Raw genomic sequence first — 26,217 nt, forward strand, 5'->3', positions numbered from 1 at the left:
GTACAACTGCTGGCAACATGCTGGGGCAATGGTGCTTTTGTGGATTCGCGCGGGCGCGGTGCTGGGCAGGGTGTTGGCTGAATTGGCCTAAGTGTAAACTCGTGCGATGGAGGCGTACGTGTCCTGGTGGGCGCCCCGGTCTTCAAAACCGGTGAGGCCGAGTAGCTCGGTCTGGCAGGTTCGATTCCTGTCCGTCTCCGCCAGCGTATCTGGCACCCGTGGCATCTCCCCGCAACCCAAGGAACGTTTGTGACAAGCAAGAGCGATTCGCAGCGGCAGGACGAGCGCCGCAACATCCCCCGTACCGATCAACTTTTGGCGCTGCCAGAGGCCCAAGCCGCGCGCGAGAAGCTCGCGGAACATGCAGTGCGGGCTGTTATCCGGGGCGTCGTCAAGCAGGCGCAAAGGGGAGCCATCGCGCCAGCGGATGTCACCGCCAAGGTCCGGGATGCTCTAAACAACGCAAGCCCGTATAGCCTGCGCCCGGTGCTCAACGCCACCGGGGTTATCGTGCACACGAACTTGGGCCGCGCGCCGCTTCCGGAGGTTGCCATCGCTGCGCTTGCCGATGCCGCCGCCTACACCGACGTCGAACTCGATCTTCCGGCCGGCGTGCGTTCTAAGGACCGCGGCCGCGGCGCCATCAATGCGCTGCTTGCAGCCTGCCCGGGCGCGGAAGATGCGCTCGTGGTCAACAACGGAGCTGCAGCGTTGTTGCTGGCCACCGCCGCTCTTGCCCCCGGCCAGGAAGTCATTATCTCCCGCGGCGAACTCATCGAGATCGGCGCCGGATTCCGGCTGCCGGAACTCATCGAATCCTCCGGCACGGTACTCAAAGAGATTGGCGCCACCAACCGCACCCACCTCGCCGACTACGAGGCTGCGCTGGGTAACAACACCGGCGCGGTGCTGAAGGTACATCCTTCCAACTTTCGCATCGAGGGCTTTACCACCGCCGTGGATGTGCCGCAGCTGCGTGGGGCACTGAAGAAGCACAATAAGTCTCGCGGAGAGGGCGAGGGGCAGGTCAGCCTCATCGTCGATCTGGGCTCCGGGCTGCTGGTGCCGGACCCGACCTTGCCCGAGGAGCCGAGCCTCAAGGAGCAGCTGGATGCCGGCGCGGACGTGGTCATCGCCTCTGGTGACAAGCTGCTCGGCGGGCCGCAGGCCGGCATCATCTTGGGCACCAAGAAGGCCATTGCTTTGTTGAAGAAGCACCCGCTCGCGCGTGCGGTGCGCATCGATAAGCTGCGGCTAAACGCCCTGGAAGCAGCGCTAAATGCGCCGGCGAATGCAGTTGAGGAGGCCCTGCATATTGATTCCGCCGAGTACCGCCGCCGCACCGAAGAGGTGGCGCAGGCGGTAGGAGGCGAGGTGGTCGCACACGCCGGACGTGTTGGCGGTGGTGGGGCACCTGAGTACCCGCTCGAAGGATTTGCCGTGGCCTTGCCGGAAAAGCTCGCCGCTCTTCTGCGCGTTGGGCAGTTGGCCGTGCTGCCGCGCGTACACCAGGGGCAGTGTCTTATCGATGTCCGCTGCATCCCTGCCTCCCAAGACGCCGCGCTCATCGCGGCCATCCGCAAAGCCCAAAAGCTACAGTCTGAGGAGTAAAAGATGTACGTCGTCGCCACCGCCGGCCACGTGGACCATGGAAAGTCCACGCTCGCGCGGGCACTTACGGGCATGGACCCGGATCGCTGGGAAGAGGAAAAGCGCCGCGGGCTCACCATCGACTTGGGCTTCGTGTGGACGCACCTGCCTTCGGGAGCCGATGTTGCTTTTGTTGATGTCCCAGGCCACGAGCGTTTCTTGGGCAATATGCTGGCCGGCCTGGGGCCTGCGCCGGTGGTGCTTTTCGTCGTCGCCGCCGATGAAGGCTGGCAGGCTCAGTCCACCGATCACCGCGATGCCATCGCCGCGCTGGGAATTAGTCACGGCGTCGTGGCGCTGACTCGCGCCGACCGTGCAGATGATCAGCGTCGCCAGGAAGTGCGCGCGGAGGTAGGCAGGCAGCTCGCGGGCACCGCGCTTGCCGACGCCGCCATCATCGAGGTCTCCGCTAAGACCGGGGAGGGCATCGAGAAGCTGCGCGCTGAGCTCGACACCGTGCTGGCCGCTGCGCCTGCTCCAGATGCCGAGCAGCGCGTTCGCCTGTGGGTAGATCGCTCCTTCAGCGTGAAGGGCGCGGGCACCGTGGTCACCGGAACACTTGGGGCAGGCAGCATTGCCGTGGGCGATCGACTTGAGCTGCTCAGCGGCGGGGAGCTGGTCCCAGTCGAGGTACGCGGCCTGCACAGTGAAAATACGGCGGTTGGCTCAGCCCAGCCAGTCACTCGCGTTGCGGTAAACCTGCGCGGCGTGGAGGCAGAGGCGATTAGCCGCGGCGATAGCCTGCTCAGTCCAAACACGTGGCGGGTCACGCAAGAATTCGACGTGCGCCGGGTCTCTGGCGAAAGCTTGGATGGCATTGCCCAGGAGCTCATCGCCCATACCGGCACGGCGGGCGTGGAAGCACGCGTGCGACCTCTCAGTGGCGACTTCGCGCGCATTCGACTCAGCGCCCCGTTGGCTCTAGAGCTGGGGGATCGCTTTGTGCTGCGCGGGCCCGGCGCTCGCCACGTGTTGGCCGGCGTGGAAATTGTTGACCTCGTCCCGCCCGCGCTGCGCCGGCGGGGTGCTGCAGCCCGCCGCGCGGAAGAACTCGCGCAGCTGGAAGACTACCGCAATCCGGCGCAGAGCCTGCGCCGCCGCGGTTACGCGTTGCTCAGCGAGTTAGAACAGGATGGCTATGAGACCTCCGCACCGCCTGCCGGAGTGATTGCCTTTAACAAGTGGTGGATCACCGCCGGCCAGGTGGGACAGTGGAACCAGGCGCTTAATGATGCCGTACAGGAACACATGGCGGCCAAGCCGCTGTCAGTCGGCCTGCCGCGCGGCGCCGCCCGTGATGCATTGGGTGTCGAAGAAGATAGCCTGCTCAACCTAGCTGTCGCCGCGGCGAAGCTGGAGTCCGCCTCAGGCGTTATTCGGCTGCCCGGCGCTGCGGTTAACTTGGGCGAGGCAGAAGCGGGCGTTGCCGAGCTGGAGCGCCGGCTAAAGAGAGAGCCCTTCGCCGCGCCGGAGGCCGCGGACCTACGCGAGCTTGGTCTAGGAAATAAAGAGCTTGCCGCAGCTGAGCGCGCCGGGAGACTGCTGCGCCTAAAAGACGGCGTGGTGTTGCTGCCCGCGGCAGTCGCGGAGGCAAGAACCCGCCTGCAAGAAATCGAGCAGCCCTTTAGCACCTCGCAGGCGCGTCAGGCGCTTTGCACCACGCGCCGGGTTGCCATCCCGCTGCTAGAGCAACTGGATGCGAAGGGGATTACCCGGCGCCTCGATGGCAGCCTGCGCGAGCTTGCTTAGTCGTAGTAGGCGTAAACGCCGGTGGCCGGGATGGTCTCGCCGGCCTCGCCGAAGTTGGCGAATAGGGTGGAGCCAGCAAAGAAGAGGTTCTGGGTATCGAAGAGCGGCACGGCCTTCGGGTTCTTTTCCTCGACCTCCAAGGTCTCCAGGTTGAGCTTGTAGCGCTCGGTGGATTCCTCGGTCTTGCCGGTAGACAAGTAGAGCGACTGGCCGTCGGAGATGGCAGAAATACCCTTCTCCTTGTAATCCTCGGTCTCGAAAGGCTCAGTCATCTCCTCGTTGGAGACTTCCCCCATCTGCTCGCCGCTGGCCAGATCGATGACCTTGATGCCGGCATCCTTATCCAGCAGCGTTAGGTGATTGCGCACGATGGTGCCCGTCGGGCTGGAGACGTGGGCGGGTTCCCCGGGGTCGTCGAGTGGGAAGGCATCGCCAAGCATGCGCGGGCCCTGCTGCTTGTCGAAGACAAAGGTCGGGCGCGCTGCGTTGTCGGAGATTCCCACTAGGAAGTCGTTGTTGCGCAGCAAGGTATAGCCCTTGGCCTCGGGCGGCAGCTCGACGTTGTCGAAGCCCGGGGAACCCGCATCCACCAAGACGGTTTCCTCGCCGCTTAGGGCATCGACAGCAACGAGCTGATATCCGGCCTCGCTGTTGCGTTCGGCGATATAAACATAGGAATCCTGAATGCGGAATTCCTCTAGGCGGCGCTGCGAGGTATTCGCCGGCGGCTCTGGCTGATTGACGGTCTTTGAGGTGGCATCAGCAAGCGAGAGCGTGAAGATTTGTGGGGCTTTGTCCTCCGGCACATCGTTTAGGGAAAAGACCAGCTTTTCGCCCACCTGGGTGATGGCGAAATCACTCATCTTCTTCCCGGCAAATTCCTGCGGCAGCTCGAAAGGCTGGGTGACCAGGGGAGCGCCGTTACCGCCGTTGAAGATGTAGAGCATCGGGCCTGTGACTTCGTTCTTGTCCTGTTTAAACGGCACTGTCGCCACGGTGGCAAAGGCATTGGCGCCTTCGAATTTGATGGGTGCGCACATGCCATCCCAGGACTTCATGTCGGCATCGTCGAGGCCGTAGTCCACCTCGATTTCGTGGTCCTCCAAAGTCTTGGCATCGGCAACAGCTTGGAAGGTATCGCCTTTGAAATCCCGGCATTGCTCCATCGCTCCCGATGCGATGGATGCGCCGTGGGCGGTGGGCAGTCCGTACTTTTCGCTGCCGAGTCCTGCGGCGACCTCTGCTGGGACCATCTCCGACATCGGGCGGGCAATCGGCTCTTTCGGCTTTTTCTGGTGCAAGCCTTGGATGATGCGCGGGTTGGCGGACTCGCCCTCGCCGCAGGCAGCCAAAAAGAGGCTGCCAGCCAGCACGGTCGCGCCGATGCGCAGCAAGCGCCGGTTGTGGGAAAGCATTGTTAAGTCCTTTCGGTGGGAAAGCTGCAAGTCTACTTGCGGTGGTGCCCGCCCCGCTGCCGCGAGGCCGCACGTTCAGAGCGTCGTGCGCGCACACGCGCTGACTCCGAGGAGAAGCGACCCGGCGCCGCAGCGACGGGAAGCTGCCGCCATGCTAACGCTTGTTGGCCTGGGACGTGGTTGACGAGGCTTGCGAGCTCGCTACGCGGTGCAGGCTCTGACAGCGGTTCAGGTTTGTCCGCTGGTTCCGGTTTTACTACTGCTTCCGGGGCAGGCTGTGCCGCTAGAGTCACCAGGCGCGCGATTTTCTTGGCTCCGCGCGGCAGGCCGGCATGGAAGTCTGCGGCCTCGAGGCCGGTCTCCCAAGCCTGCGTGGCCACGGGCTCGACGGCAGGAGGGATGGCGGGCGCTTCGGGCGGCACGCGCAGGGCGGGGACGGCGGGGGAGAAGAACTCGGTGGCGCCCACCTCGGGCACGTCGACAGCGATGCGGCCGTCGGCGCAGTAAGCACGGGCAGCGATAGCGGCATCTTGTGCACTGCCACGTTCCAGGATCGCACCGAGGTGTGGCTGTTGTTGTGTGGTGCACACGCGGCCCAGGACGAAGCCTGGGGTAGCGGCGACAATATCGCCTTCAACCAGATGCAGCGAGACGAAGATCTGCTGGGTAATTAAGCGCGAAAGTTGAGATTCATTAAGCTGCCCGGTTGCGGTATCGATGAGGAGGCCGAGGCCGCCCTGCAACAGTACGGAGCCTGCGGGTTGCTCATTGACAGGCACCATCCACGGGGCAAGACCGAGGTTAACCGCGACGTCGATAGTCGCGTCCTCAGACACGAGCTCAACCGTAGCGTCAGTTGCGACTCTAAACCCTGAAGCACGCACTCGCTGCAGGGCAGGAAACTCCGCAGTTTCCGCGGCGTCGAGATAGCCTAAGATGCCAAACTCGCTGCGCACACGCCAGCCGCCGCTGAAAGCCTCGGGCTCGAGCGTGACCGCCAGCGCAAGCGGCCCCTTGTGCAAAAGCGGGAGGCTGAGCGCTACCGAGTGGACTACATGCTCGAGAACTGCGACGTGAGTGACGCCGAAGTAGCTTTTAGCTAGTGGGTACATGCTCACGTCCAACGAGGGCCTCCAAATCTTTAAAGGTTTATAGGCTTCTAGCCTACGCATTTAAAGCCTACGCACCACGGAGTGGGGGCTGGGGCGCGCTAATGTTCTAGAGTCTTAAGTTATGTATACAGCGTCTTCCTTGGCGGTGGCTTTCGGTCTTACGCTCTTGGCCGGCTTATCGACGTCCATCGGCGCTGGCATCGCCGTCAGTAAACGCCATGCTGGTCCGGCTTTCATGGCTGCCGCGTTAGGTCTTTCGGCTGGCGTCATGCTTTATGTCTCTTTCATGGAGATCCTGCCGACGGGCCTCGAGCAATTGACGGATGCCTTTGGCGGAAAGAAGGCAGGAACCTGGGCGGTGGTGCTCGCGTTTTTCGTCGGCATCGCGATAATTGCGGTTATTGACCGAATCGTTCCGGAAGAGATTAATCCGCACGAGCCTGCCACCACGGAAGAAGAAGCACGCCGCAAGCGGCTGATGAAGACGGGCGTGTTTACGGCCTGCGCCTTGGCCTTTCATAATTTTCCGGAAGGTTTTGCCACCTTCCTCGCCGGCTTGGAAGACCCACGTATCGCGATTCCGGTAGCCGTGGCGATTGCGATTCACAATATTCCGGAAGGCATCGCAGTCGCGGTGCCACTACGGGAAGCCACGGGCTCGAGAGCCAAAGCCTTCTGGTGGGCTACGGTTTCGGGGCTCGCTGAGCCAGTCGGGGCAGCGGTGGGCTTCGTTCTCCTGCTGCCGCTGATGGGGCCTGCCACGATGGGCTTTAGCTTTGCAGCCATCGCCGGCATCATGGTCTTCATCTCGCTTGATGAGCTTTTGCCCACCGCAGAGGAAACCGGTGAACACCACCACGCCATCTACGGGCTGATTGCCGGAATGGCAGTGATGGCGCTGTCGCTGCTTATGTTCCTGTAATCGTGTAGACGAGAAAACCTGGAGGGGTTCGCGACTACTTACCGAGAGCCTTCTTGAAGCCTGTGACGATGCCCAAGACGATGGCGCCCAGGACAAAGCCGAAGGCCATGGAACAGACGGTATCTACGGTCCAGGACAGCGCGCCGTTGGAGATGGGTTCGGTCAGGTGGTGGATAAAACCGTGCGGCTGGTTGATGCCGAACTCGTGCAGCCCCTTGATGACGATGTGGCCACCTACCCACAGCATTGCCGCCGTGCCGATGACGGAGATGATGTCCAGAACTACCGGCATGCCCTTGACCAAGGCGTTGCCGACGGCGGACTTGCCTTCGTTGCGCTCCAGCAGCTTAATGCCAAGGTCGTCCATCTTGATCAGCACGCCGACAGCGCCATAGACCGCCAAAGTGATAACGATGGCGACGATGAGCAGCGCGCCTAGGCGCATCCAGAAACTTTGGTCAATGACCTCGTTGAGCGAGATCACCATGATCTCAGCGGACAAGATAAGGTCTGTGGTAACGGCAGACTTGACCAACTTGTCTTCGGCGTCTGGATCCTTTGTGTCCGACTGTTCTTCTTTTTCTTCTTCTGCGCCATGCGCTGCGAAGTAGTGGAAGATCTTCTCTGCGCCTTCAAAGCACAAATAAGTACCGCCGCACATGAGAATGGGGGTCAGCGCCCACGGCGCAATCCAAGACAACAGCAGTGCGATCGGCAAGATGATGACGATCTTGTTGATGAGCGAGCCCTTGGTGATGCGCCAAATGATAGGCAGCTCGCGGGCTGGGCTAACGCCGGAGACGTACTGTGGGGTAACGGCGGCATCGTCAACCACGACGCCTGTCGCCTTTACCGAGGTCTTGCCAGCTAGGGCAGCGACGTCGTCGGCGCTGGAGGCTGCCGCGCGAGCGATTACCGCGACGTCGTCAAGCAGTGCAAAAAGTCCACCGGCCATGGGGAATAAGCATCCTTAATATGATAGGGACAAATAACCCTAAATATCTTACGCAACTACTCCGCAGGCGTCAGGGTGACAGAGTCTGCCCAAGAAAGTTCGATGCCGAGGGCGCGCAGCCAAGCCATGGAATCGTCGCCGTATCGGGTAATGCCTTCAACCGCGACGAGGGTACGGTCCATAGCGCGCTCTGCCTCTTCTGCCGAGATAAAACCCGCGGAGGTGGCTGCGGCCAACTCGTCGATGTCGAGAACGTCGATTGGCTCGCCCGTGTTCGAGACCAGATCGACGTAAAGGTCACGGGTAGTCCAGACTCCATCCTTGTTATCGATGTCAGCGATATCGAAGTAGAAGTCCTGGTGTGCCTCAACCCCTTCCCGGAAGTGGAAGATATTCGCGCGCAGGCCCAGTTCAGGCAGCAACCAAGATTCGAGGTAACCAAAGCGCGGATGATTGGCACCGCGGGCCATGTAAAGACCAAATTCGGTTTCTTTGTAGGTGTCTACCTCGCGCAAGAAACCTTTTGGATCGACGTTGATGTTTTCCGCTGTATTAAAGGTTTCTTGCTTGACAGGGTGCAGATCGACGCTCATTAATTGACCTCAAGGAAGGCGGCAGTTGGCGGGAATGCGCACGCGGAATCTTGGGTGTTGACGGAACCGGACAAGATGGCCACGACGGTGCCCTTGCCCGTGGTGGCGCGGCCTGAGACGGTGGTGGGGCCGTCGGCGTTGATGCCGTTGTTGAAAAGCGGGGTAACGCCGGACTGGAAGGTGTCCAGGTTGAACCACTGGACCTTCATGTTGCCCTGCTCCTTAGCTGCAGGGGAAGTGCCTAGTGCCGTGAAGAGGAAGACTGCCTCTCCTGGACCTGCACCCGGTGCTGGCATCTTGGTAGGGCCCGGGACGGCGATGGCAGAACCCATGGAATCGCCCTGGCCCCCGATGCACTTTGCGGAGACGGTAGGCCAGTAGAACTGGCGGAATGCTGGGCTTTGGCCCTCAGGCAATTTCACGCCTGGATCACCTCCCTGGCCCATGCTGAAAGCAAGTCCGGAGAGGATGGCGCTGCGAATGTCGTTGGGAATCCATAGCTGTGCGGCGAATTCGCGGATACGATTCTGGGTTGCCTCATTGGGACGTCCCAGCGAATCCAGCGGGGAGTGCGACATTGCCTGTGCTTCCAGGGCGGCCAGGTCCGGGGCGTCTGCCTGGGCCGGTGCGATAAGGGGAGTAGCTAGACCGATGAGCGCCGCGGTAGCGGCAGCAATCATGCCGGAGCTCGCGCGGAGGCGGCGTCCGTTGTTGTGCTCGGAGCTAGGTGCGGTGCTCGAGGTGCTCACGATTATCAGATTCCTTGAATTGGGTGCAGGAGACGGAAATGGGTGCGAGATGCTTGACAATAACATTCGGCACATTGGTCACAATAGTATCTCTGGTAACAATATTCACCTTTTTCTTGCGGTCAAGTTTCTTACGGTCAAGCCAGTTTCTGAAGCGAAAGTGTGTCTCAACCCGTCTTTCGTCCGGGGTTATAGATTTGTTACAAAACGCTGGCTCCTGCGATTTCCCGCTTCAGAGGGGTGTTCCAATGCTGCAAATTGCAAAGTTGCAGAGTATATTTAGACCCCGTTCAAAATCTTGCGCTTAAGCGTTCCAACTTTGCTTTAAGGAGCACCCCACCAGTGACTAATACCGAGTTCCGTAACGTCGCCATCGTCGCCCACGTTGACCACGGTAAGACCACCCTCGTCAACGGCATGCTGGAGCAGTCCGGTGCCTTCGGTGACCACGGCGAGCACACGGACCGCGTCATGGACTCCAATGACCAGGAGCGCGAGCGCGGCATTACCATTCTGGCGAAGAATACCGCTATTCACCGCAAGGGCCTGGGCAAGGACGGCGGCGACCTTATCATCAACGTCATCGACACCCCGGGCCACGCCGACTTCGGTGGCGAGGTCGAGCGCGGTATCTCCATGGTTGACGGCGTCGTGCTGCTAGTCGACGCCTCCGAAGGCCCGCTGCCACAGACCCGCTTCGTTCTGACCAAGGCCCTGGAAGCCAAGCTGCCGGTCATCATCTGCGTTAACAAGACCGACCGCCCAGACGCTCGTATCGACGAGGTCGTCAACGAGTCCCACGACCTCCTGCTGGAAATCGCCTCCGGCCTAGAGGATGAGGAAGCAGCTGCTGCTGCAGAAACACTGTTGGATCTGCCGGTACTCTACGCTTCTGGCCGTGAGGGCAAGGCTTCCACCGAGAACCCAGGCGACGGCAACGTTCCTGCGGCTGAGGACCTGCAGGCGCTCTTCGACGTCATCTACGAGGTTCTGCCGGAGCCATCCGCTTCCGTCGACGGCCCGTTGCAGGCGCACGTGGCCAACCTTGACTCCTCTGACTTCCTCGGCCGTATCGCTTTGCTGCGTATCTACTCCGGTAAGATCAAGAAGGGCCAGCAGGTTGCCTGGATCTCCTGGGATGAGGACGGCAACGAGGTTGTCAAGAACGTTAAGGTTGCCGAGCTGCTGCGTACCGTCGGCTTCGAGCGCCAGCCAGAGACCGAGGCTATTGCCGGCGACATCGTCGCCATCTCCGGTATCCCAGAGATCATGATTGGCGATACTATCGCTGACGTTGAAAACCCGGTTGCTCTGCCGCAGATTCACGTTGATGAGCCGGCAATCTCTATGACCATCGGCGTTAACACCTCCCCAATGGCTGGCCAGGGCGGTGGCGACAAGCTGACCGCACGTATGGTCAAGGCTCGTTTGGACCAGGAGCTTATCGGTAATGTGTCCCTGAAGGTTCTGCCGACCGAGCGTCCTGACGCTTGGGAGGTACAGGGCCGCGGCGAGATGGCGCTGTCCGTTCTGATTGAGAACATGCGCCGTGAGGGCTTCGAGATGACCGTGGGTAAGCCACAGGTTGTTACCCAGGTTGTCGATGGCAAGACCATGGAGCCATACGAGATGCTCACCATCGATACTCCTTCCGAGTACCAGGGCGCCGTTACCCAGCTGCTGGCTACCCGCAAGGGCCAGATGCAGTCCATGGACGTCCGCGAGGGTGACTGGGTACGCATGATCTTCCGCGTTCCGGCGCGTGGCCTCATCGGCTTCCGCACCCAGTTCCTGACCGAGACCCGCGGTGCAGGTATCGCTAACTCCATCGCCGATGGCCTGGATAGCTGGGCAGGCGAGATCAAGTCCCGTCCGACCGGCTCCCTGGTTGCTGACCGCTCCGGCCAGATCACCGCATACGCACTGCAGCAGCTGGCTGACCGTGGCGAGTTCTTCGTCGAGCCAGGCATGGAGGCTTACGAGGGCATGGTCGTTGGCGCTAACAACCGTGATGAGGATATGGACATCAACATCACCAAGGAAAAGAAGCTGACCAACATGCGTTCTGCCACCGCAGACGCAACCGTCACCCTGGCAAAGGCGCGTACCCTTTCCCTAGATGAGGCGCTTGAGTTCTGTGGCAACGACGAGTGCGTCGAGGTTGCTCCGAACGTCATGCGAGTGCGTAAGGTCGAGCTTTCCGCTACCGACCGTAAGCGTGCAGCTTCCCGTGCGAAGCAGCTCAACAAGTAACGCTTAGGAGATTAAAGCGCGGCCGTTTTGGGGTCGCGCTTTTTCTTTTGCCAGAAAACCTGCATTCGAACCATCGAAGGGCGCCAAAAGGCGCCCAAAAGAGCCACTCGATAGTTCGAATGCAGCTGAAGAGCGCCGTAAACACAGCGTCAGATTCCAAGCAATGCCGGCCCTCCGACTAAAGTGGTTTCAGATCTAGGTAGAAGGGCGGTATCAAAGTGCGAAAGCTTGGCGCGGTAGTGGTTGCCTCATCACTTTGCGTGCTCACCTCGTGCATGGCCAATCCGGGCCCGCCGCCCGTCGAGGACAAACCGGCTGCCGAGAGCACCCAGACCGAAACACCGACGCCCGAGAAGAAGGAAAAAGAGGACGGCGTCGAGCGCGAGACCGTCGCCATCGGCGTCGATCCGCTCCGCGGCGGGCTCAATCCGCATCTGGTAGCCAACAATAGCGAGCTGGTCAGCCAGATTGCAGAGCTCGTCCTTCCTTCTGCTTTCCACGGCGAACACATGGATTCCGATGTGCTGGCCAGCGCGGAGGAGGTAGAGCCGCCGAAAGGTGTTGCCCAGCGCGTGGTGTACAAGATTGCCTCGCCGGCGCAATGGTCCGATGGCACTCCGATTAGCGGCAGTGACTTTCACTACCTGTGGACCCAAATGACCTCCAACCCCGGAGTGGTGGACCCAGCGGGCTACTTCGCCATCGAGGACATCAGCACGTCCTCGGCAGGGCGCGTTGTGGTGGTGGATTTCAAGCAGCGCGTGTCCGATTGGCACCGACTTTTCGCGCACCTTCTTCCTTCGCACCTGCTGCAGGACACCGAGTTTACGGCAGCTCTTGCCGACGGCATCCCCGCATCCGCTGGGCGCTATGCCGTCGAGGCCGTCGATCGAGGCAGGGGAGTTATTACCCTGAATCGCAACGACCGCTTCTGGGGCGCGGGGCCTGCGCTTGTCGACGTCGTCCAGCTGCGTACCGTCCGCGATACCAGTCAGGCGGTCAACATGTTGCGCTCGGGCCAGGTGGGATTCGTGGACTTTACTCCGGAACAAACCTCGCTGGAGAGCCTCAGTTTGCTGAGCAACGTCAACGCCGGGACCGTGACCCGTAATCGCCAGCTGCGCCTGCACTTTTCCGCCCGGGAAGGCGCGTTGCCAGAGCAAAGCCAGCGTCGCGCTTTAGCCTCGCTCATCGAGACCGACCAGGTCGCTCGCCTGGCGGCGGGCCGTGCCTCGGAGTTGCGTCCGGGCCAAAACCCGGTCAACGAAGAAGTGGACCTGACGCCACTTCGCGAGCGCGCGGGCCGCAAGCCGCTGCGCATCGCAGCTGATCCCACGCATCCGGAGGCTGTGGCGGCTGCCAGCACCATCGTCGACGTCCTCGAAACACAAGCAATTAGTGCAGAGGTAGTCTCTGAGCGCACTCAAACCATTGCGGGCGAGATGCTGCCGGAGGCAGAGGTGGACGCCGTGGTGGCCTGGGAGAATGCAAACGTGTCTCCGGAGAGTCTGGCCAGCCTCTATATGTGTGAAAACGACGACGTACGCGCCAGCGATATCTCCGGCTTTTGCCCTGCGGAGGCAGAGGACATGCGCGGCGATATCTTGTCTGGACGCATCACTCCGGATGCGGCCTTGGAAAAGGTCCGCAAACTCAATTCCGATGAGGTGCTCTACGTACCTTTGATGGACGAGGTGCGTATCCATGCTTTGGGCAGGGGTATCCTTGGGCCCGGTCAACGCATCGAAGATTGGGATGCAGGGCTTATTACGGCACCGATGTGGAGGAAAGATGAAAAGTAATGATTTGCGCGGCTACCGCGTGGTGGCCGTACATGCTCACCCAGATGACGAGGTGCTTTTTACCGGCGGAACACTAGCTGACATGGCTGCAAGAGGCGCTGAGGTCACGGTCATCACGGCCACGCTCGGCGAGGAAGGCGAGGTCATTGGCACGCCTTATCAAGGCTTGTGCAATGCAGACCAGCTAGGCGGTTTTAGGGCACGTGAGCTTTCCGACGCCCTCGATATCTTGGGCGTCCACGGTATTCAACTCGGCGGCTTTGGCTTCTTCCGCGATTCCGGCATGGAGGGCTCACCGGCTCACGAGAATCCGCGTGCCTTGGTGCGCCGCATTGACGAGGCAGCAGATTTGTTGCGCGAGCACTTTGTGCAGCTTCGCCCGCATATCGTGCTGACATACGGGCCGGACGGCGGCTATGGCCACCCGGACCACATCGCCGTGCACCAGGCAGTCCACGCGGCCGCAGCATCAGACCAGCGCATCTGGTGGGCAATCTTCGAACGCGGCGCGCACTACAGTGCGCTTGAGACCATCGGTGCACCGGAGGGCTGGCGAAAGCCGGACCGGGGTTACCTCGACAATTTCACCAACGAGGGCGCTGACGTGGAATACCGGCTTGACGATGCCGCGCTAGCCGCCAAGCGTCGCGCCATGGTCGCCCATGCCACGCAGATTTGGGTGGCTGACTCCACAGTGACCCAGACGAACCCGGTAGCGGCTGCGGCTGCCATTGGGGACCCGGCGGCGTCGCCAAGCGCATATGGCCTGTCCAACCTCCTTGTCATGCCGTTGCTGCGTGCCGAGCACTACCAGCTGGGGCGGGGCGAGCCTGCAGAAGCGCTGCTGGAGGCCCTGTGATTTTGAATGAATACTCACGCGGCGAGCAGATAACCGGCCTGGCCTGGCTGTGCCTAGGCGCGCTGACCTCCCTGGTTCTAGAAGTTGTCTACCTCACCGCCAGGTTGCCGCTGCCGGGTGGGACGAGCGTGGCTTTTCCCATCACGATCGTTCTAGCCTGGTGGTTTAATACAGTGCTCACGCGCACAGCAAGGCTCTGGAGTGATAATGCCTACATCGGGCTTGTTCCTTTGGCGGCTTGGCTGCTGGGATACTTCGCATTCGTGCTGGGTGTGGTCGTGACCGGCGATATATGGCTGGCCAATAATATTCTTTCGCTCCTGCTGTTAATCGCCGGAATCGGGGGCGGAATTTTCCCATTTTTTGTCCAAAAGTGACATACTGTTAGACATCCCAAAACCCGTGAAAACAGGAGTTTTAGCACCTCATGACTTACACTATCGCGCAGCCATGCGTCGATGTGATGGACCGCGCTTGCGTTGAAGAGTGCCCCGTCGATTGCATCTACGAAGGCAAGCGCTCCCTGTACATCCATCCTGACGAGTGCGTAGACTGCGGCGCTTGTGAGCCTGCTTGCCCAGTTGAGGCAATCTTCTACGAGGATGACGTTCCGGATGAGTGGATTGATTACAACGACGCTAACGCTGCGTTCTTTGATGATCTTGGCTCCCCGGGTGGTGCTGCAGCGCTTGGTCCACAGGACTTCGACGCTCCAATGATTGCGGCCCTGCCTCCGCAGAACCAGGATTAATTTCTGCTGCCCGGACCTCACGCATTTGGGTCCGGGCTTTAACTTTTCCCGCTGCCTACCTTGTAAATAAGGAGCTTGACCTAAGAATGGCTCGTCAACCGCTTGGAAATAGCCTGCCGGACTTTCCGTGGAACTCGCTTGCTGAGGCGAAGAAGAAGGCTCAGTCGCACCCAGATGGCATCGTGGATCTTTCCGTGGGCAACCCGGTCGATCCAGTAGCTCCGGGCGTGCAGCTGGCGATGGCTTCGACCGCGGAGGCTCCCGGCTATCCCACCACGGCGGGCACTGCGCAGCTGCAGGAAGCCATCCGCGGTAATGTTGCGCGCCGCACGGGCGCTCAACCTTCCTCCTTCGGCGTACTGCCGGTAATCGGCTTGAAGGAGTCTATCGCTTGGCTGCCGACGCTGCTGGGCATGCGCGGCCAGCGCGTCATCATCCCTTCCGTGGCTTATCCGACTTACGAGGTGGGCGCGCTGATTGCTGGCGCATACCCAGAGCGCGCGGACGATCCTCGCGACTTTGGCGATGCAGAGCTGGCCTTTATCAACTCGCCGTCGAACCCGACCGGCCGAGTAAAGACCGTGGAAGAGATGCGTGCCGTGGTGGCATGGGCGCGTGAGAACAACGTCATTGTGGCCTCTGACGAGTGCTACTTGGCGTTGGCATGGGACGACGAGAAGAAGCCGGTTTCCATCTTGGATCCGCGCGTGACTGACGGCGATAACACGGGTCTTATCGCGATGCACTCGTTGTCGAAGTCCCATAACCTGGCCTCTTATCGCACGGGCTTTTTCGCGGGTGATGAGGCGCTTATCGCGGAGCTTCTCGAGCTGCGCAAGCACGCAGGCCTTATCGTTCCAGGGCCGATTCAGGCTGCGATGGTTGAAGCGCTAAACGACGACGATTCTGAGACGCTGCAGGTGCGCCGCTATGCCGCCCGCCGCGCTAAGCTCCTGCGCGCACTAACTGGCGCCGGCTTTCGCATCGAGCACTCTGAGGCCAGCATGTACCTGTGGGCGACCCGCGATGAGCAGTGCCGCATTACCGTAGATTGGCTGGCCGAGCGCGGAATCTTGGTTGCCCCGGGTGACTTTTATGGCCCATCGGGTGATAAGTTCGTGCGCATCGGCTTGAACGGCACTGATGAGCGTATCGATGCCGCTGTGGCCCGCCTTGCTGCTGACAACTAGCCCGTGACCTATCGCCCGCCAGCCCGCGAGGGGATTTCTCCGCGCAAAGTAGTCCTGCAGGCAGTCGTGCCCGCGGACACCGAGTACTTCGCGGCCGCGGCGGGCGATTCGCCGTTTTCACCGGGGCAGCTTCTGCCTGCGGGAATGGCGCTTTCACGTCCGGTCCCTGCCTGGTATCACCCTGATGTGCCCGAAGAGAAGCCGATTCCCTTCGATTACACGGTGCTTTATGAAGACCGCGCCCTCATCGTCGTGGACAAGCCACACTTTTTACCCACGACCAGCAATGGGCGATTGGTGCGCGAGACCCTACAGACACGCCTGCGCGTGGATTTCGGTGAAGATGACATTGTGCCGCTGCACCGCCTCGACCGCCTGACTGCCGGGGTAGTGGTGTGCTCACGCAACCCTCGCACACGCGGGAGGTATCAGAGGCTTTTTGCTGAGCGCAAAGTAACCAAGACCTACCATGCGCGCCTTTCTGCCTGCCTGGAATACTCCGGAACGGTTGAGCTTTCCATGCACAAGGTCAAAGGTAGCCGCCAAGTCTCGCTCGGCGGTACGCCCACGTTGACCCAAGTGGAGGCACACGGCTATACGGCCTCGCTCATTCCGCACACGGGGCATACCCACCAGCTGCGGGTGGTCTGTAACTACTTAGGCGCTCCCATCCAAGGCGACGACACCTACCCGGTAGACCGCGGACTCGACCTCTACGACTTTTCCTCGCCTCTCCAACTCGTGGCGCACCGCCTAGAGTTTGCAGATCCGTTATCCGGCACACGCCGCGAATTTTCCACTTTGCGGCAATTGGGCGGTAACCTGATTTAGTTATCGATTAACCGGAAAGAGGAACGCGTGAGCTCATCAGTTGCCGCTGGGCGTTTTGCGTCCAATATGGGCCAATTTATCAAGTTTGGCATGGTCGGCGGATCGGGCACGGTGGTCAACCTGGCGGTGTCATACATCGCAGTCAAAATTGCACTAGCCACCAGTGGCATTACGCCCGATGACCCCTTTGTGAATCTTTTCGGTTCCGCGTTCCATGTTCGTTGGTACCATGTGTTTCAGACCATCGCTTTCCTCGTAGCGAATACCTGGAACTACCAGCTCAATCGCATGTGGACTTTCAAATCGGTGGAAAAGGTCTCCTGGCTTCGGGGCTACGTTGCGTTTCTTGTTGCGGGACTGGGGGCGTATGTCGTCAGCCTTTTGCTTTTGACCTTGTTTATGAACCCGAATTCGCCGGTTGGTCTACCCACGGATATTTTCGATAATTCCACTGGATTACGCACCAAGTTTTACTGGGCTACTGCGGGATCCATCCTGCTTGCGATGCCGATTAACTTCATCATTAATAAGCTGTGGACCTTCCGCTCTAGCCCGAAGGCCCCAGTCTTGGTCGAGCACACCGAGCCGGCTTAAGCTGGCTGGCCCAGGTTGGGCTCTCTCGACGGCCGCTGAAAACGAGCTGTTTGGTCCTTTCCCCCGGCAAAGGGCGCCGAGCAAAAGGACCAAAAGAGGAGTGTCACACGAGGGGACTAGGAAGCCAGATGGTGAGGAACCTCTTGATTAGCCCTCTAGCTGGCTGTCCAAGCGCTGCTGGTCGCGGCCATTTTGCCACTTTAGGAAAATGGGACCGAGGATGAGTACCGCAGCTATACCTGTGAATGCGCCGATTACGAGACCGTTGTCGAAATCGCTGTCGATGCTGAGTTTCATAGCGAGTCCAGCGAAAAGCGCAATGGTGGGGACCAGCATCAAGATTATGCCTGTCCAAGAACGCATCTTGTTCGGACGCGGAACACGCTTTTTCATCCAATGCGCCGAGACAAATTCTGCAATCGCGAGCGCGACGATGGGCGAGAGGCTCCACAAGGAAAGTCGGCCCGGCAGGACCCACGCTAATAGCGCGGACACGCAGTAGACGGTAAACAAGGCAGTGGTGTAGCCAATGGCATAGGTCTTGAAGTAGGTTTCCTCTTCGAACTCATCGAGCGAGTAGCTTGCAATCTCTTTGAAGGTCAGGTTGGCAAAGAAGCCATCGTTGTTATTAGCCATTATCGTTCACGCTTTCTGGGTTGTTGTTGAAGACTTCTTCCACGGACTTGCCGAGCACCTTGCAGATGTCTAGTGCCAAGTACACGGAAGGCGAGTAGTTACCTTTTTCGATGTTCGCGATGGTCTGCCGGGAAACGCCTACCTCAGCGGCGAGGTCTGCCTGGGTCATTTCCAGCCATCGACGCCACTTGCGAACCATATTGGAGTGTTCGGGCATGATGTAAAGCTTTCAAGTTTCTATGTCGTGCTTACATCCCTAAATGTAAAGGCTCATTGTCATCATGTCAAGAGTGGTGCCGCAAAACGTCAAATCCCCGGGTCAGCGTTTGGAAGGAAACAGCTGGCCCGGGGATTATTCGAGGCGAATTGCTAGGGCTTGGCGACGTCCGGCAGCGGCAGCGTCGAAGTAGGCGAAATGCCGCGCGCCTTGGCGTTGAGTACGCCCGCAAACGCAAGGACGACGAACATCGCACCGGCGGACAGTAGCTGGACGCGAGCGGAGGCGTCAGTCAGCATGAGTACCGCAATCGCTGCGAAGACGGCCAATGCAAACCACGTCAGGTACGGGAAAGCCCACATGCGGATGGGCAGCGGGTGAATGGCCTCAAGCTGGCGGCGCAGGCGCAGCTGGCTGACCGCGATGAAGACCCACACGATGAGCAGGGAGGCGCCCGCCGCATTGAGCATGAAGGACAACAACCAGCCGGTGTCGGCATAGTTGAGCACGACCATGATGACCGAGAGAATGACCGAAAGCGCAATCGCGTGCGTCGGAACACCCTGTGCATTGGTCTTCGTGAAGATCTTCGGTGCTTCGTGGCGAGAGGCCAGCGAGTGCATCATGCGGGAGGAAGCGTAGATCTGAGCATTGAATGCGGAAAGCAGTGCCAACACGATGATGACTTCCATGAATCCCGCAGCGCCCTTAATTCCTGCATGGTCGAGAACCTGAGTGAATGGCGATTGCGCCGCGGTATCAGCGTTACCCAGCGAGGAGTAGGGAAGCAGAAAGGTAATTACCAAAACGGAGCCCAAGTAGAACACCGAGATGCGCAGGATGGTCGTGCGAACGGCGTTGACCAAGGACTTTTCCGGATCTTCAGACTCAGCCGCCGCGATGGCGACGACCTCAATGCCGCCGAAAGCGAATGCCACGGCGAGCAGGCCAGCGGCGACGCCGCCCAAGCCATTCGGCATGAAGCCGTCATCCAAAAAGACCTTGGTGCCAATTGCTTCATGCCCAGGCAGAAGACCAAAAATAAGCAGGAAGCCGACAATCAAAAAGGCCACGATGACGAGGACCTTGATGGCGGCGAACCAGTACTCAAACTCGCCGAAGAGTCGAACGCGCAGCAGGTTCACGATTCCAAAGAACGCCACGCAAATAGCCGCGGGAATCCATGGGGAAACACCGAACCAAGAACCGATGAAGCCGGCGGCGCCGGTGATCTCAGCGCCCAGCACGGCCACGGTGGCTAGCCAATAAATCCAGCCTTGTGTAAAGCCTGCCCAGCGGCCGATGCCGTGTTCGGCATATTCGGAAAAGGAGCCGGAGGCGGGGATGACGGTACCCATCTCGCCGAGCATTTGCATTACCAAGATGGCTAATAAGCCTGCGATGCAATAGGCGAGGAGGACGGCAGGGCCTGCAGCCGAGATGCCGACGCCGGTTCCGAGGAAGAGACCGGCGCCGATGGTGGAGCCCAGGCCCATCATGGTCAGATGGCGGACCTTGAGGCCTTTGCCAAGATTTTGCGTGGATTTATTGCTATCGGTCACCCGAATAGTTTAAGCCATGACTAAATCCACGAGTCGGCGGGCTTAGTTCTTGTGCAGATCCTCGTTGAGAGCGATTGCATCAGACTTCCATTCGGTGGCCTCAACGGCGCCGGAAACGGAGTTGCGGCGCAGCAGGAAGCCCGATGCGCCGGAGAGCTGGGAGCCCTTGACGGTGGAGCCTTCCTCCACGCCCAGTGCCTCGGCAACCTTTCCGAAGACGCTTACCTTCGTGCCGGCGGTGACGTAGAGGCCGGCTTCGACAACTGCGTCGTTGCCAAGCGATATGCCGATACCGGAGTTAGCGCCGAGCAGGCAGCGCTCACCGATGGAGATGACTTCCTTGCCGCCACCGGAAAGCGTGCCCATGATGGAGGCGCCGCCGCCGATATCGGAGCCGTCACCGACAACAACTCCTGCAGAGATGCGGCCTTCGACCATGGAGGCGCCCAGGGTGCCAGCATTGAAGTTGACGAAGCCTTCGTGCATGACGGTGGTGCCCTCAGCCAGGTGAGCGCCCAAGCGGACGCGGTCAGCATCGCCGATGCGCACGCCGGTTGGCACAACGTAGTCCACCATGCGCGGGAACTTGTCTACGGAGTAGACGGTGACCGGGCCGCGGGAGGACAGGCGGCCGCGGATCATCTGGAAGTCAGCCACAGCGCATGGGCCGTAGTTGGTCCACACAACGTTGGCCAGAAGTCCGAAGATGCCGTCCATGTTCAGACCGTGCGGCTTGACGGCACGGTGCGAGAGCAGGTGTAGGCGCAGGTATGCGTCATATGCGTCCAGCGGCGCATCATCCAAGTCCTTAATGGCGGTCTCAACCGCCACGCGGGCGACGCCGCGCTCCTCATCCGGGCCCGCCAAGGCGGCGAACTGCTGAGGGGTCTCTTCCAAGCGAGTGGTGCCGGACTCGGTTACCGGGGCGTCATCGCCGATATGAACGGCGGGGAACCACACGTCGAGAACGGTCCCATCGTGGGTAAGGGTGGCAAGGCCGCGTGCGGATGCAGAAGTCATAGCTTTAGGAAAAACCTTCACAAATGCGGGGTAGAGCCTAGCGAAAACTAGGCCATTTCTTTCACCGCTAGAGCATACACAGCTACTTCGACACCGTGTTTACTTGGCGAGGTTTTGTGAGGCGGGACGCAACGATGAGCACGACGGTCAGCGCACTCACTGCAAGGACCTGGTTGCGTGCGGATGGGTCGAAGAGCATGAGAACAACCAATGCGGCAATCGCCAGCAGGGTGGCCCATGGCAGAACCGGGTAGGCGATGACCTCGACGGCGGAAAGCTCACCGTTCTTCTTCATGATTGGGTGCAGCTTCAAGTAGGACAAAACCACGAAGGTCCAGATCACTAGCAGGCAGCCGCCGACTGCATTGAAGAGGAAGGACAGAAGTCCTGGCGGATTCCAGAACTGCAGCAGCACGGAGCCGAATGCGAAAAGCATGGACAAGATGACGGCGAAGACTGGGGAGCCCGATGGGTTCTGCTTTTTAAAGATAGCCGGTGCCGAGCCGTCCTTAGCCATGTCGAAAATTACGCGGGAGGTGGAGTAGATCTGCGCGTTGAATGCAGAAAGCAGGGCCAAAGCGATGATGACTTCCATAAAGCCCGCGGCGAATGGGATTTGCGCGGCCTCTAGCACCAGGGTGAATGGGGAATCGGCGGCTGCATCGGCATCTTGGATGTATTTAAATGGCAAAACCATGGTGATGGCCACGATGGCGCCAATGTAGAAGACCATGATGCGGAAGATAACCGCACGCACGGCGGTCGCGACGTTGCGTGCAGGATCCTCCGACTCGGCGGCGGCGATGGTTACCATCTCAATACCGCCGAAGGCGAATGCAACGGCGAGCAATCCGGAAGCAAAGCCCGGCATGCCATTCGGAAGGAAGTTCTCCGTGAAGTTGGTGGTTGCGAGGTCGCCGTTGAAGCCTGGCAGCACGCCAATCAGCATCAGTACGCCCACTGCCAGGAAGGCTAGGATGACGGCCACCTTGATGATGGCGAACCAGAATTCGAACTCGCCGAATCCACGAACGGCTGCAAAGTTGACCACCGCGAAGAAGGAGACTGCGATAAGGGCGGGAATCCACGCTGCGATGTTAAACCAGGAGGCGATGATTGCGGCAGCGCCCGTAATCTCGGCTCCCATCACCATCACTAGCATGAACCAAAACAACCAGCCCAGGGTAAAGCGTGCCCAATTGCCAAAAGCTTGGCCGGCATAGGTGGAAAAGGATCCTAGCGAGGGGCGGGCTGCTGCCATCTCGCCGAGCATCCACATGATGGCGCCGACCAAGAGGCCGGCGACTGCATAGGAAAGCAGAACCGAGGTACCGGACATTTGGATTCCCAGGCCAACGCCTAGAAAGAGGCCTGCGCCAACCGCAGACCCGAGCCCCATCATCGTGAGGTGGCGTGTCTTGAGCTGCTGTGAGGTTTCTGCCATATCGATGCACCTTTTGTGATTTAGAACAAAGTATTGAGAGGTATATTACACAATGCAGCCATCGTGCAAGGTCGCTACGATGGCGCTTTGTGACTTTAGATCTCTTTGCCTCCCCAATCGAATTGACCAAAGCGCTCGTAGACATCCCGAGCCCCTCTCATCATGAGGAGGAGATCGCTGATGCAATAGAGGCAGCCCTACGGGGCCTTGATAATGACAAGATCGAAGTGGTGCGATACGCAAACACCGTCTGCGCCCGCACCAATCGCGGGCTCGAATCCCGCGTGATTCTGGCTGGCCACATCGATACCGTCCCGCTGGCGGATAACGTTCCCCACCACATGGAAGGCGATGTCATGTGGGGCTGTGGCACCGTCGATATGAAGTCTGGCATGGCCGTGTACCTGCACGCTTTTGCTGCGCTTTACGACGCCCCCGACCTCGCCCATGACTTAACAGTCATTGCTTACGAGGGGGAGGAAGTCTCCTCGGAATTTAATGGGCTGGGACATCTGCAAAAAGACCACCCCGAGTGGCTGCACGGCGATCTAGCTCTTTTGGGAGAGCCTTCCGGCGCCATGATCGAGGCCGGTTGCCAGGGTACCATCCGTCTCCGCATCACGGCGCACGGAACCCGCGCTCATTCCGCGCGTGCCTGGCTGGGGTCTAATGCTGCTCATAAACTGGCACCGATCATGGTCAACGTGGCGAACTACGCTCCGCGCGAGGTCACCATTGATGGTTGTACCTATAAGGAAGGTCTCAACATCGTGCATCTGGAATCCGGAGTAGCAACCAACACCATTCCAGATGAGGCATGGATGTTTGTGAACTTCCGCTTCGCGCCAGACCGGAGCTTGCGCGAGGCCATGGCGCATATGCGTGAGGTTATCGGAGAGCATGAAAACGTCACCATTGAGGTTGATGACGAATCCTCCGCAGCCCTTCCAGGCCTGGGCCAGCCCGCCGCTCGCGCGCTTGTCGACGCCGTCGGCGGTAACTTCCGTGCGAAATACGGCTGGACTGACGTTGCTCGTTTTTCCGAGATGGGCACTCCGGCCGTGAATTTTGGCCCGGGTGATCCGGGGTTTGCGCATAAGAAAGACGAGCAGGTTCCAATTGCGCAAATTACTTCCGTGTCCGATGCTTTGATTGAGTATTTAAGCGGCGCAAACGCCAAGGAGGCCTAACCAATATGTCGCCAGAACGTAATCGCACCCTGCGCGGACCATTATTGCTGCGCACCGAGGGCGAGCAGACCTCAACCTATGACCAGCGCCTGCTGGAATCCGGGGCCGACCACGAATGGCAGCACGCGGACCCGTGGCGGGTTCTGCGCATCCAGGGGGAATTCGTCTCGGGTTTTGATGCTTTGGCAAAGCTGCCGAAGGCTGTCACCGTCTTCGGCTCCGCACGTCTGGGCGAGGGCACGCCGGAATATGACTTGGGCGTTCGCGTGGGCAAAGCGCTAACCAATGCCCAGTACGCGGTCATCACCGGTGGCGGCCCAGGACTAATGGAGGCTGCGAATCGTGGTGCTTATGAGGAAAAAGGCCTTTCGGTAGGCCTTGGCATCGAGCTTCCGCATGAACAGGGACTTAACGAATACGTCGATCTGGGATTGAACTTCCGTTACTTCTTTGCCCGCAAGACGATGTTCTTGAAGTATTCCCAGGCTTTTATCTGTCTGCCTGGTGGCATGGGCACCATGGACGAGTTCTTTGAGGTGGCCTGCATGGTGCAAACCGGAAAGGTCACCAATTATCCAATCGTCCTGATGGGCACCGAGTACTGGTCCGGACTCCTAGAGTGGATGAAGTCCACCATGGCAGCACGCGGCCTTATCAGCGCATCAGACATGGACTTGTTCCTGCTTACTGATGACGTCGACGAAGCGGTCGCACACATCGTGAACTCGCACAAGGTGATGAGCGATAAGCGGATTCGTGATGAGCGCTAATCCGCGTAGCGCCAAGTTGGCGCAGGTGATGGCAATTGTCAATCGCACGCCGGATTCGTTCTATGACAAGGGCGCAACCTTCGCCGAAGCTGAGGCCCTTCGCCGCTGTGCCGAGGTGATCGAGCAGGGTGCCAGCATCGTCGACATCGGTGGCGTGAAGGCAGGGCCTGGCGAAGCCGTGGACGCGCAGGAAGAGATCGAGCGCGTGGTTCCCACGATTGCCGCGGCGCACGAGCGCTACCCGGATGTCACCATCTCAGTAGATACATGGCGCGCAAGCGTTGCCGAAGCCGCCATCACAGCCGGGGCGACGCTCATCAATGACACATGGGCGGGCTGGGACCCTGAGCTCATCGAAGTCGCCGGAGAACATAAGGTCGGCTATGTCTGCTCGCATACGGGCGGCGTCACCCCACGCACGCGCCCACACCGCGTGCACTTTGACGACGTCGTAGCGGATGTCATCGCGGAGACGACTGCTCTGGCAGAAAAGGCGGCGAGCCTGGGGTGCCCGGAGGAGCTGGTCTTTATCGACCCAACCCACGACTTTGGCAAGAACACCTTTCACGGGCTGGAGTTGCTGCGCCGCATCGACGAGGTTGTTGCCACGGGCTGGCCGGTACTGATGGCGTTGTCTAACAAGGACTTCGTAGGCGAGACTTTGGACCGCGGCGTCGGCAAGCGCGTGGCAGGGACATTGGCCGCAACCGCGTGGTCGGCGGCGCATGGTGTGGCCGCTTTCCGCGTCCACGAGGTCGCGGAGACCCTCGACGTCATTCGTATGACCGCAGCTATCGAAGGCACGATGGCCCCGCTGAACACCACCCGTGGGCTCGCATGAGCGTTTCTGTCATCATCCCAGCGCTCAACGAGGAAGCAACCGTCGCGAACGTGGTACGAGCCTGTTTGGCAGATGACCCAATGGAGGTCATCGTTGTCGATGCTGACTCCACGGATCACACCGCGCAGCGCGCTGCCGCTGCCGGAGCAAAGGTATACAACTGGCGCGAAATCCTGCCGGAGATTGCGCCGCGGCCGGGCAAGGGTGAATCCCTCTGGCGCGGGGTCGCCGCAGCGCAAGGTGACATCGTGGTCTTCGTTGATGCCGACTTGGAGTCTGCGTGTCCAGGGATGGTCGCGCAGTTGGCTGCGCCGTTTGCGGATCCAGAGATCCAGATGGTCAAAGCTACTTATCGTCGTACCTTCAACGGTGCCCCAAGCGGCGGCGGGCGGGTCACGGAGTTGACCGCTAAGCCTTTGCTGCGCACCTTCTTCCCGGAGCTCGGAGATATCGCACAGCCCTTGGGTGGCGAATATGCGCTGCGCACGTCGCTGGCTCGGGCATTGCCATTTGTTGATGGCTACGGGGTGGAAGCCGGGCTGCTTATCGACGTCGCTAAGCGCTGCGGTGTTTCTTCCATCGCCGAAGTAGACCTTGGCGAGCGCATCCACCGCAACCGGCCGCTGCATGAGCTTGCGCCCATGGCTGAGGTGGTCGCGCGCACGATTTTGTCACGCGACGGAGTAATAGGTCCTGTTGCTCAACGTGAACCATCCGGCGGTAAGCTTTAGCCCATGCTGTCGTGGATTTTGCTTATCGTCGTTCTGCTCGCGTTGGTGGTTTTAGGGACATGGGCGTGGGGCTCGATTTTTGGGCGGGGGGAAGTGCTAGACGATCTTGATGAAAAACGCGATGTGTTGGCAAACAATCAGCGAGCGCTTCAAGATGGCAACTTTGATGACATCAAGTTCGACGTCGTTTCCCATGGATACCGCCAATCCCAGGTGGATGCCTTGCTGGCGGAGGTAGAAAAGCGCTACCGAAGCGAGGGCGAAACAGCTAGACCAATTTCGTAACCGCCCCTTGACTAGCAATAAAGGCGTAGAGTGGTTTGGGTAACCCAAAAATTTTACATCCCAAAGGAGCGGTACAGCTATGGCAGCTATGAAGCC

General features: G+C 59.9%; 26 protein-coding genes and 1 tRNA gene. 16 read left to right on the forward strand and 11 right to left on the reverse strand.

The features are described from left to right. Positions 1-108: 108 nt before the first annotated feature. From HMPREF2935_RS08795 to selB, 3 genes are all read left to right on the forward strand, one after another. Positions 109-203: transfer RNA gene (locus HMPREF2935_RS08795), tRNA-Sec, on the forward strand. 46 nt (positions 204-249) lie between these two features. Then, positions 250-1,611, forward strand: coding sequence for an L-seryl-tRNA(Sec) selenium transferase (gene selA / locus HMPREF2935_RS08800; protein ID WP_070732850.1), 1,362 nt, complete (start codon positions 250-252; stop codon positions 1,609-1,611). A gap of 3 nt (positions 1,612-1,614) precedes the next feature. Continuing rightward, positions 1,615-3,399, forward strand: coding sequence for a selenocysteine-specific translation elongation factor (selB, locus tag HMPREF2935_RS08805; RefSeq protein WP_070732852.1), 1,785 nt, complete (start codon positions 1,615-1,617; stop codon positions 3,397-3,399). On the opposite strand, the gene HMPREF2935_RS08810 is transcribed toward selB, so the two are convergent. After that, positions 3,396-4,814: a hypothetical protein gene (locus HMPREF2935_RS08810; RefSeq protein WP_070732854.1), complete on the reverse strand. Its 1,419-nt coding sequence runs from the start codon at positions 4,812-4,814 to the stop codon at positions 3,396-3,398. The two genes, selB and HMPREF2935_RS08810, sit on opposite strands and share 4 nt — an antisense overlap. A 32-nt stretch (positions 4,815-4,846) precedes the next feature. Beyond that, positions 4,847-5,926 (reverse strand): hypothetical protein, encoded by a 1,080-nt coding sequence (locus HMPREF2935_RS08815; RefSeq protein WP_246817816.1) that lies wholly within the window; start codon positions 5,924-5,926, stop codon positions 4,847-4,849. Positions 5,927-6,047: 121 nt separating this feature from the next. On the opposite strand from HMPREF2935_RS08815, the gene zupT reads away from it, so the two are divergent. Continuing rightward, positions 6,048-6,848: a zinc transporter ZupT gene (gene zupT / locus HMPREF2935_RS08820; RefSeq protein WP_070732856.1), complete on the forward strand. Its 801-nt coding sequence runs from the start codon at positions 6,048-6,050 to the stop codon at positions 6,846-6,848. Positions 6,849-6,882: 34 nt separating this feature from the next. Here the strand turns inward: zupT and HMPREF2935_RS08825 are convergent, their stop codons facing one another. Genes HMPREF2935_RS08825 through HMPREF2935_RS08835 form a run of 3 tightly spaced genes read right to left on the reverse strand, consistent with a single transcriptional unit; the run spans position 6,883 to position 9,076 of the window. Beyond that, the gene (locus tag HMPREF2935_RS08825; RefSeq protein ID WP_070732858.1) at positions 6,883-7,803 is read right to left on the reverse strand and encodes a DUF808 domain-containing protein; all 921 of its coding nucleotides are present in this window, start codon (positions 7,801-7,803) and stop codon (positions 6,883-6,885) included. 56 nt (positions 7,804-7,859) lie between these two features. Further along, positions 7,860-8,396, reverse strand: coding sequence for a ribonuclease FAU-1 family protein (locus tag HMPREF2935_RS08830; protein ID WP_061921722.1), 537 nt, complete (start codon positions 8,394-8,396; stop codon positions 7,860-7,862). Next, entirely contained in the window at positions 8,396-9,076 is a 681-nt protein-coding gene (locus tag HMPREF2935_RS08835; protein WP_070433469.1) for an Rv1157c family protein, read from the reverse strand. The genes HMPREF2935_RS08830 and HMPREF2935_RS08835 overlap by 1 nt, the downstream gene beginning before the upstream one ends. Before the next feature lie 411 nt (positions 9,077-9,487). Here HMPREF2935_RS08835 and typA point away from each other — a divergent pair, with 411 nt between their 5' ends. The 8 genes from typA to HMPREF2935_RS08875 all read left to right on the forward strand — a co-directional run bounded on the left by typA (position 9,488) and on the right by HMPREF2935_RS08875 (position 17,425). Further along, entirely contained in the window at positions 9,488-11,398 is a 1,911-nt protein-coding gene (gene typA, locus HMPREF2935_RS08840) for a translational GTPase TypA (RefSeq protein WP_070456224.1), read from the forward strand. A 275-nt stretch (positions 11,399-11,673) separates the two neighbouring features. Continuing rightward, a complete protein-coding gene (locus tag HMPREF2935_RS08845; protein WP_083296636.1) occupies positions 11,674-13,200 on the forward strand; it encodes an ABC transporter family substrate-binding protein in 1,527 nt (508 codons plus the stop codon). Further along, positions 13,190-14,059: a PIG-L family deacetylase gene (locus tag HMPREF2935_RS08850; protein ID WP_070518676.1), complete on the forward strand. Its 870-nt coding sequence runs from the start codon at positions 13,190-13,192 to the stop codon at positions 14,057-14,059. The genes HMPREF2935_RS08845 and HMPREF2935_RS08850 overlap by 11 nt, the downstream gene beginning before the upstream one ends. Then, the gene (locus HMPREF2935_RS08855) at positions 14,056-14,436 is read left to right on the forward strand and encodes a hypothetical protein (protein WP_070433452.1); all 381 of its coding nucleotides are present in this window, start codon (positions 14,056-14,058) and stop codon (positions 14,434-14,436) included. The genes HMPREF2935_RS08850 and HMPREF2935_RS08855 overlap by 4 nt, the downstream gene beginning before the upstream one ends. Before the next feature lie 50 nt (positions 14,437-14,486). Then, on the forward strand, positions 14,487-14,810 hold the full coding sequence (fdxA, locus tag HMPREF2935_RS08860) for a ferredoxin (protein ID WP_005531876.1): 324 nt from the start codon (positions 14,487-14,489) through the stop codon (positions 14,808-14,810). A gap of 86 nt (positions 14,811-14,896) precedes the next feature. Further along, a complete protein-coding gene (dapC, locus tag HMPREF2935_RS08865) occupies positions 14,897-16,000 on the forward strand; it encodes a succinyldiaminopimelate transaminase (RefSeq protein ID WP_070433453.1) in 1,104 nt (367 codons plus the stop codon). A 3-nt stretch (positions 16,001-16,003) separates the two neighbouring features. Beyond that, on the forward strand, positions 16,004-16,831 hold the full coding sequence (locus HMPREF2935_RS08870) for a pseudouridine synthase (RefSeq protein ID WP_070732864.1): 828 nt from the start codon (positions 16,004-16,006) through the stop codon (positions 16,829-16,831). 66 nt (positions 16,832-16,897) lie between these two features. After that, positions 16,898-17,425, forward strand: coding sequence for a GtrA family protein (locus tag HMPREF2935_RS08875; protein WP_062039037.1), 528 nt, complete (start codon positions 16,898-16,900; stop codon positions 17,423-17,425). Between the two features lie 147 nt (positions 17,426-17,572). Here the strand turns inward: HMPREF2935_RS08875 and HMPREF2935_RS08880 are convergent, their stop codons facing one another. From HMPREF2935_RS08880 to HMPREF2935_RS08900, 5 genes are all read right to left on the reverse strand, one after another. Further along, entirely contained in the window at positions 17,573-18,061 is a 489-nt protein-coding gene (locus HMPREF2935_RS08880) for a hypothetical protein (protein ID WP_062035459.1), read from the reverse strand. Further along, positions 18,054-18,278: a helix-turn-helix transcriptional regulator gene (locus HMPREF2935_RS08885; RefSeq protein WP_062035457.1), complete on the reverse strand. Its 225-nt coding sequence runs from the start codon at positions 18,276-18,278 to the stop codon at positions 18,054-18,056. Before HMPREF2935_RS08885 ends, HMPREF2935_RS08880 begins: the two co-directional genes overlap by 8 nt. Positions 18,279-18,430: 152 nt before the next feature. Next, positions 18,431-19,777 carry an amino acid permease gene (locus HMPREF2935_RS08890; RefSeq protein WP_246815625.1) on the reverse strand — a complete coding sequence of 449 codons (1,347 nt, stop codon included), beginning with the start codon at positions 19,775-19,777 and terminating at the stop codon, positions 18,431-18,433. Positions 19,778-19,882: 105 nt separating this feature from the next. Then, entirely contained in the window at positions 19,883-20,860 is a 978-nt protein-coding gene (gene dapD, locus HMPREF2935_RS08895) for a 2,3,4,5-tetrahydropyridine-2,6-dicarboxylate N-succinyltransferase (protein ID WP_062035452.1), read from the reverse strand. Between the two features lie 82 nt (positions 20,861-20,942). Continuing rightward, positions 20,943-22,304 (reverse strand): amino acid permease, encoded by a 1,362-nt coding sequence (locus HMPREF2935_RS08900; RefSeq protein WP_070732865.1) that lies wholly within the window; start codon positions 22,302-22,304, stop codon positions 20,943-20,945. Between the two features lie 89 nt (positions 22,305-22,393). Between HMPREF2935_RS08900 and dapE the strand changes: the two genes are divergently transcribed. The 4 genes from dapE to HMPREF2935_RS08920 are packed head-to-tail and all read left to right on the forward strand — an operon-like array spanning position 22,394 to position 25,836. Further along, entirely contained in the window at positions 22,394-23,494 is a 1,101-nt protein-coding gene (dapE, locus tag HMPREF2935_RS08905; protein ID WP_062035448.1) for a succinyl-diaminopimelate desuccinylase, read from the forward strand. Positions 23,495-23,499: 5 nt separating this feature from the next. Next, positions 23,500-24,264, forward strand: coding sequence for an LOG family protein (locus tag HMPREF2935_RS08910; protein ID WP_062035446.1), 765 nt, complete (start codon positions 23,500-23,502; stop codon positions 24,262-24,264). Then, entirely contained in the window at positions 24,254-25,105 is an 852-nt protein-coding gene (gene folP / locus HMPREF2935_RS08915) for a dihydropteroate synthase (protein WP_062035444.1), read from the forward strand. Before HMPREF2935_RS08910 ends, folP begins: the two co-directional genes overlap by 11 nt. After that, complete coding sequence (locus HMPREF2935_RS08920) at positions 25,102-25,836, forward strand: glucosyl-3-phosphoglycerate synthase (RefSeq protein ID WP_062035442.1); 735 nt, start codon at positions 25,102-25,104, stop codon at positions 25,834-25,836. The genes folP and HMPREF2935_RS08920 overlap by 4 nt, the downstream gene beginning before the upstream one ends. Positions 25,837-25,932: 96 nt before the next feature. On the opposite strand, the gene HMPREF2935_RS13855 is transcribed toward HMPREF2935_RS08920, so the two are convergent. Beyond that, the coding region (locus HMPREF2935_RS13855) for a hypothetical protein (RefSeq protein WP_210400741.1) at positions 25,933-26,217 on the reverse strand (285 nt) is incomplete at its 5' end.

It is taken from the genome of Corynebacterium sp. HMSC076D02 (assembly GCF_001813815.1).
Lineage (GTDB): Bacteria > Actinomycetota > Actinomycetes > Mycobacteriales > Mycobacteriaceae > Corynebacterium > Corynebacterium simulans.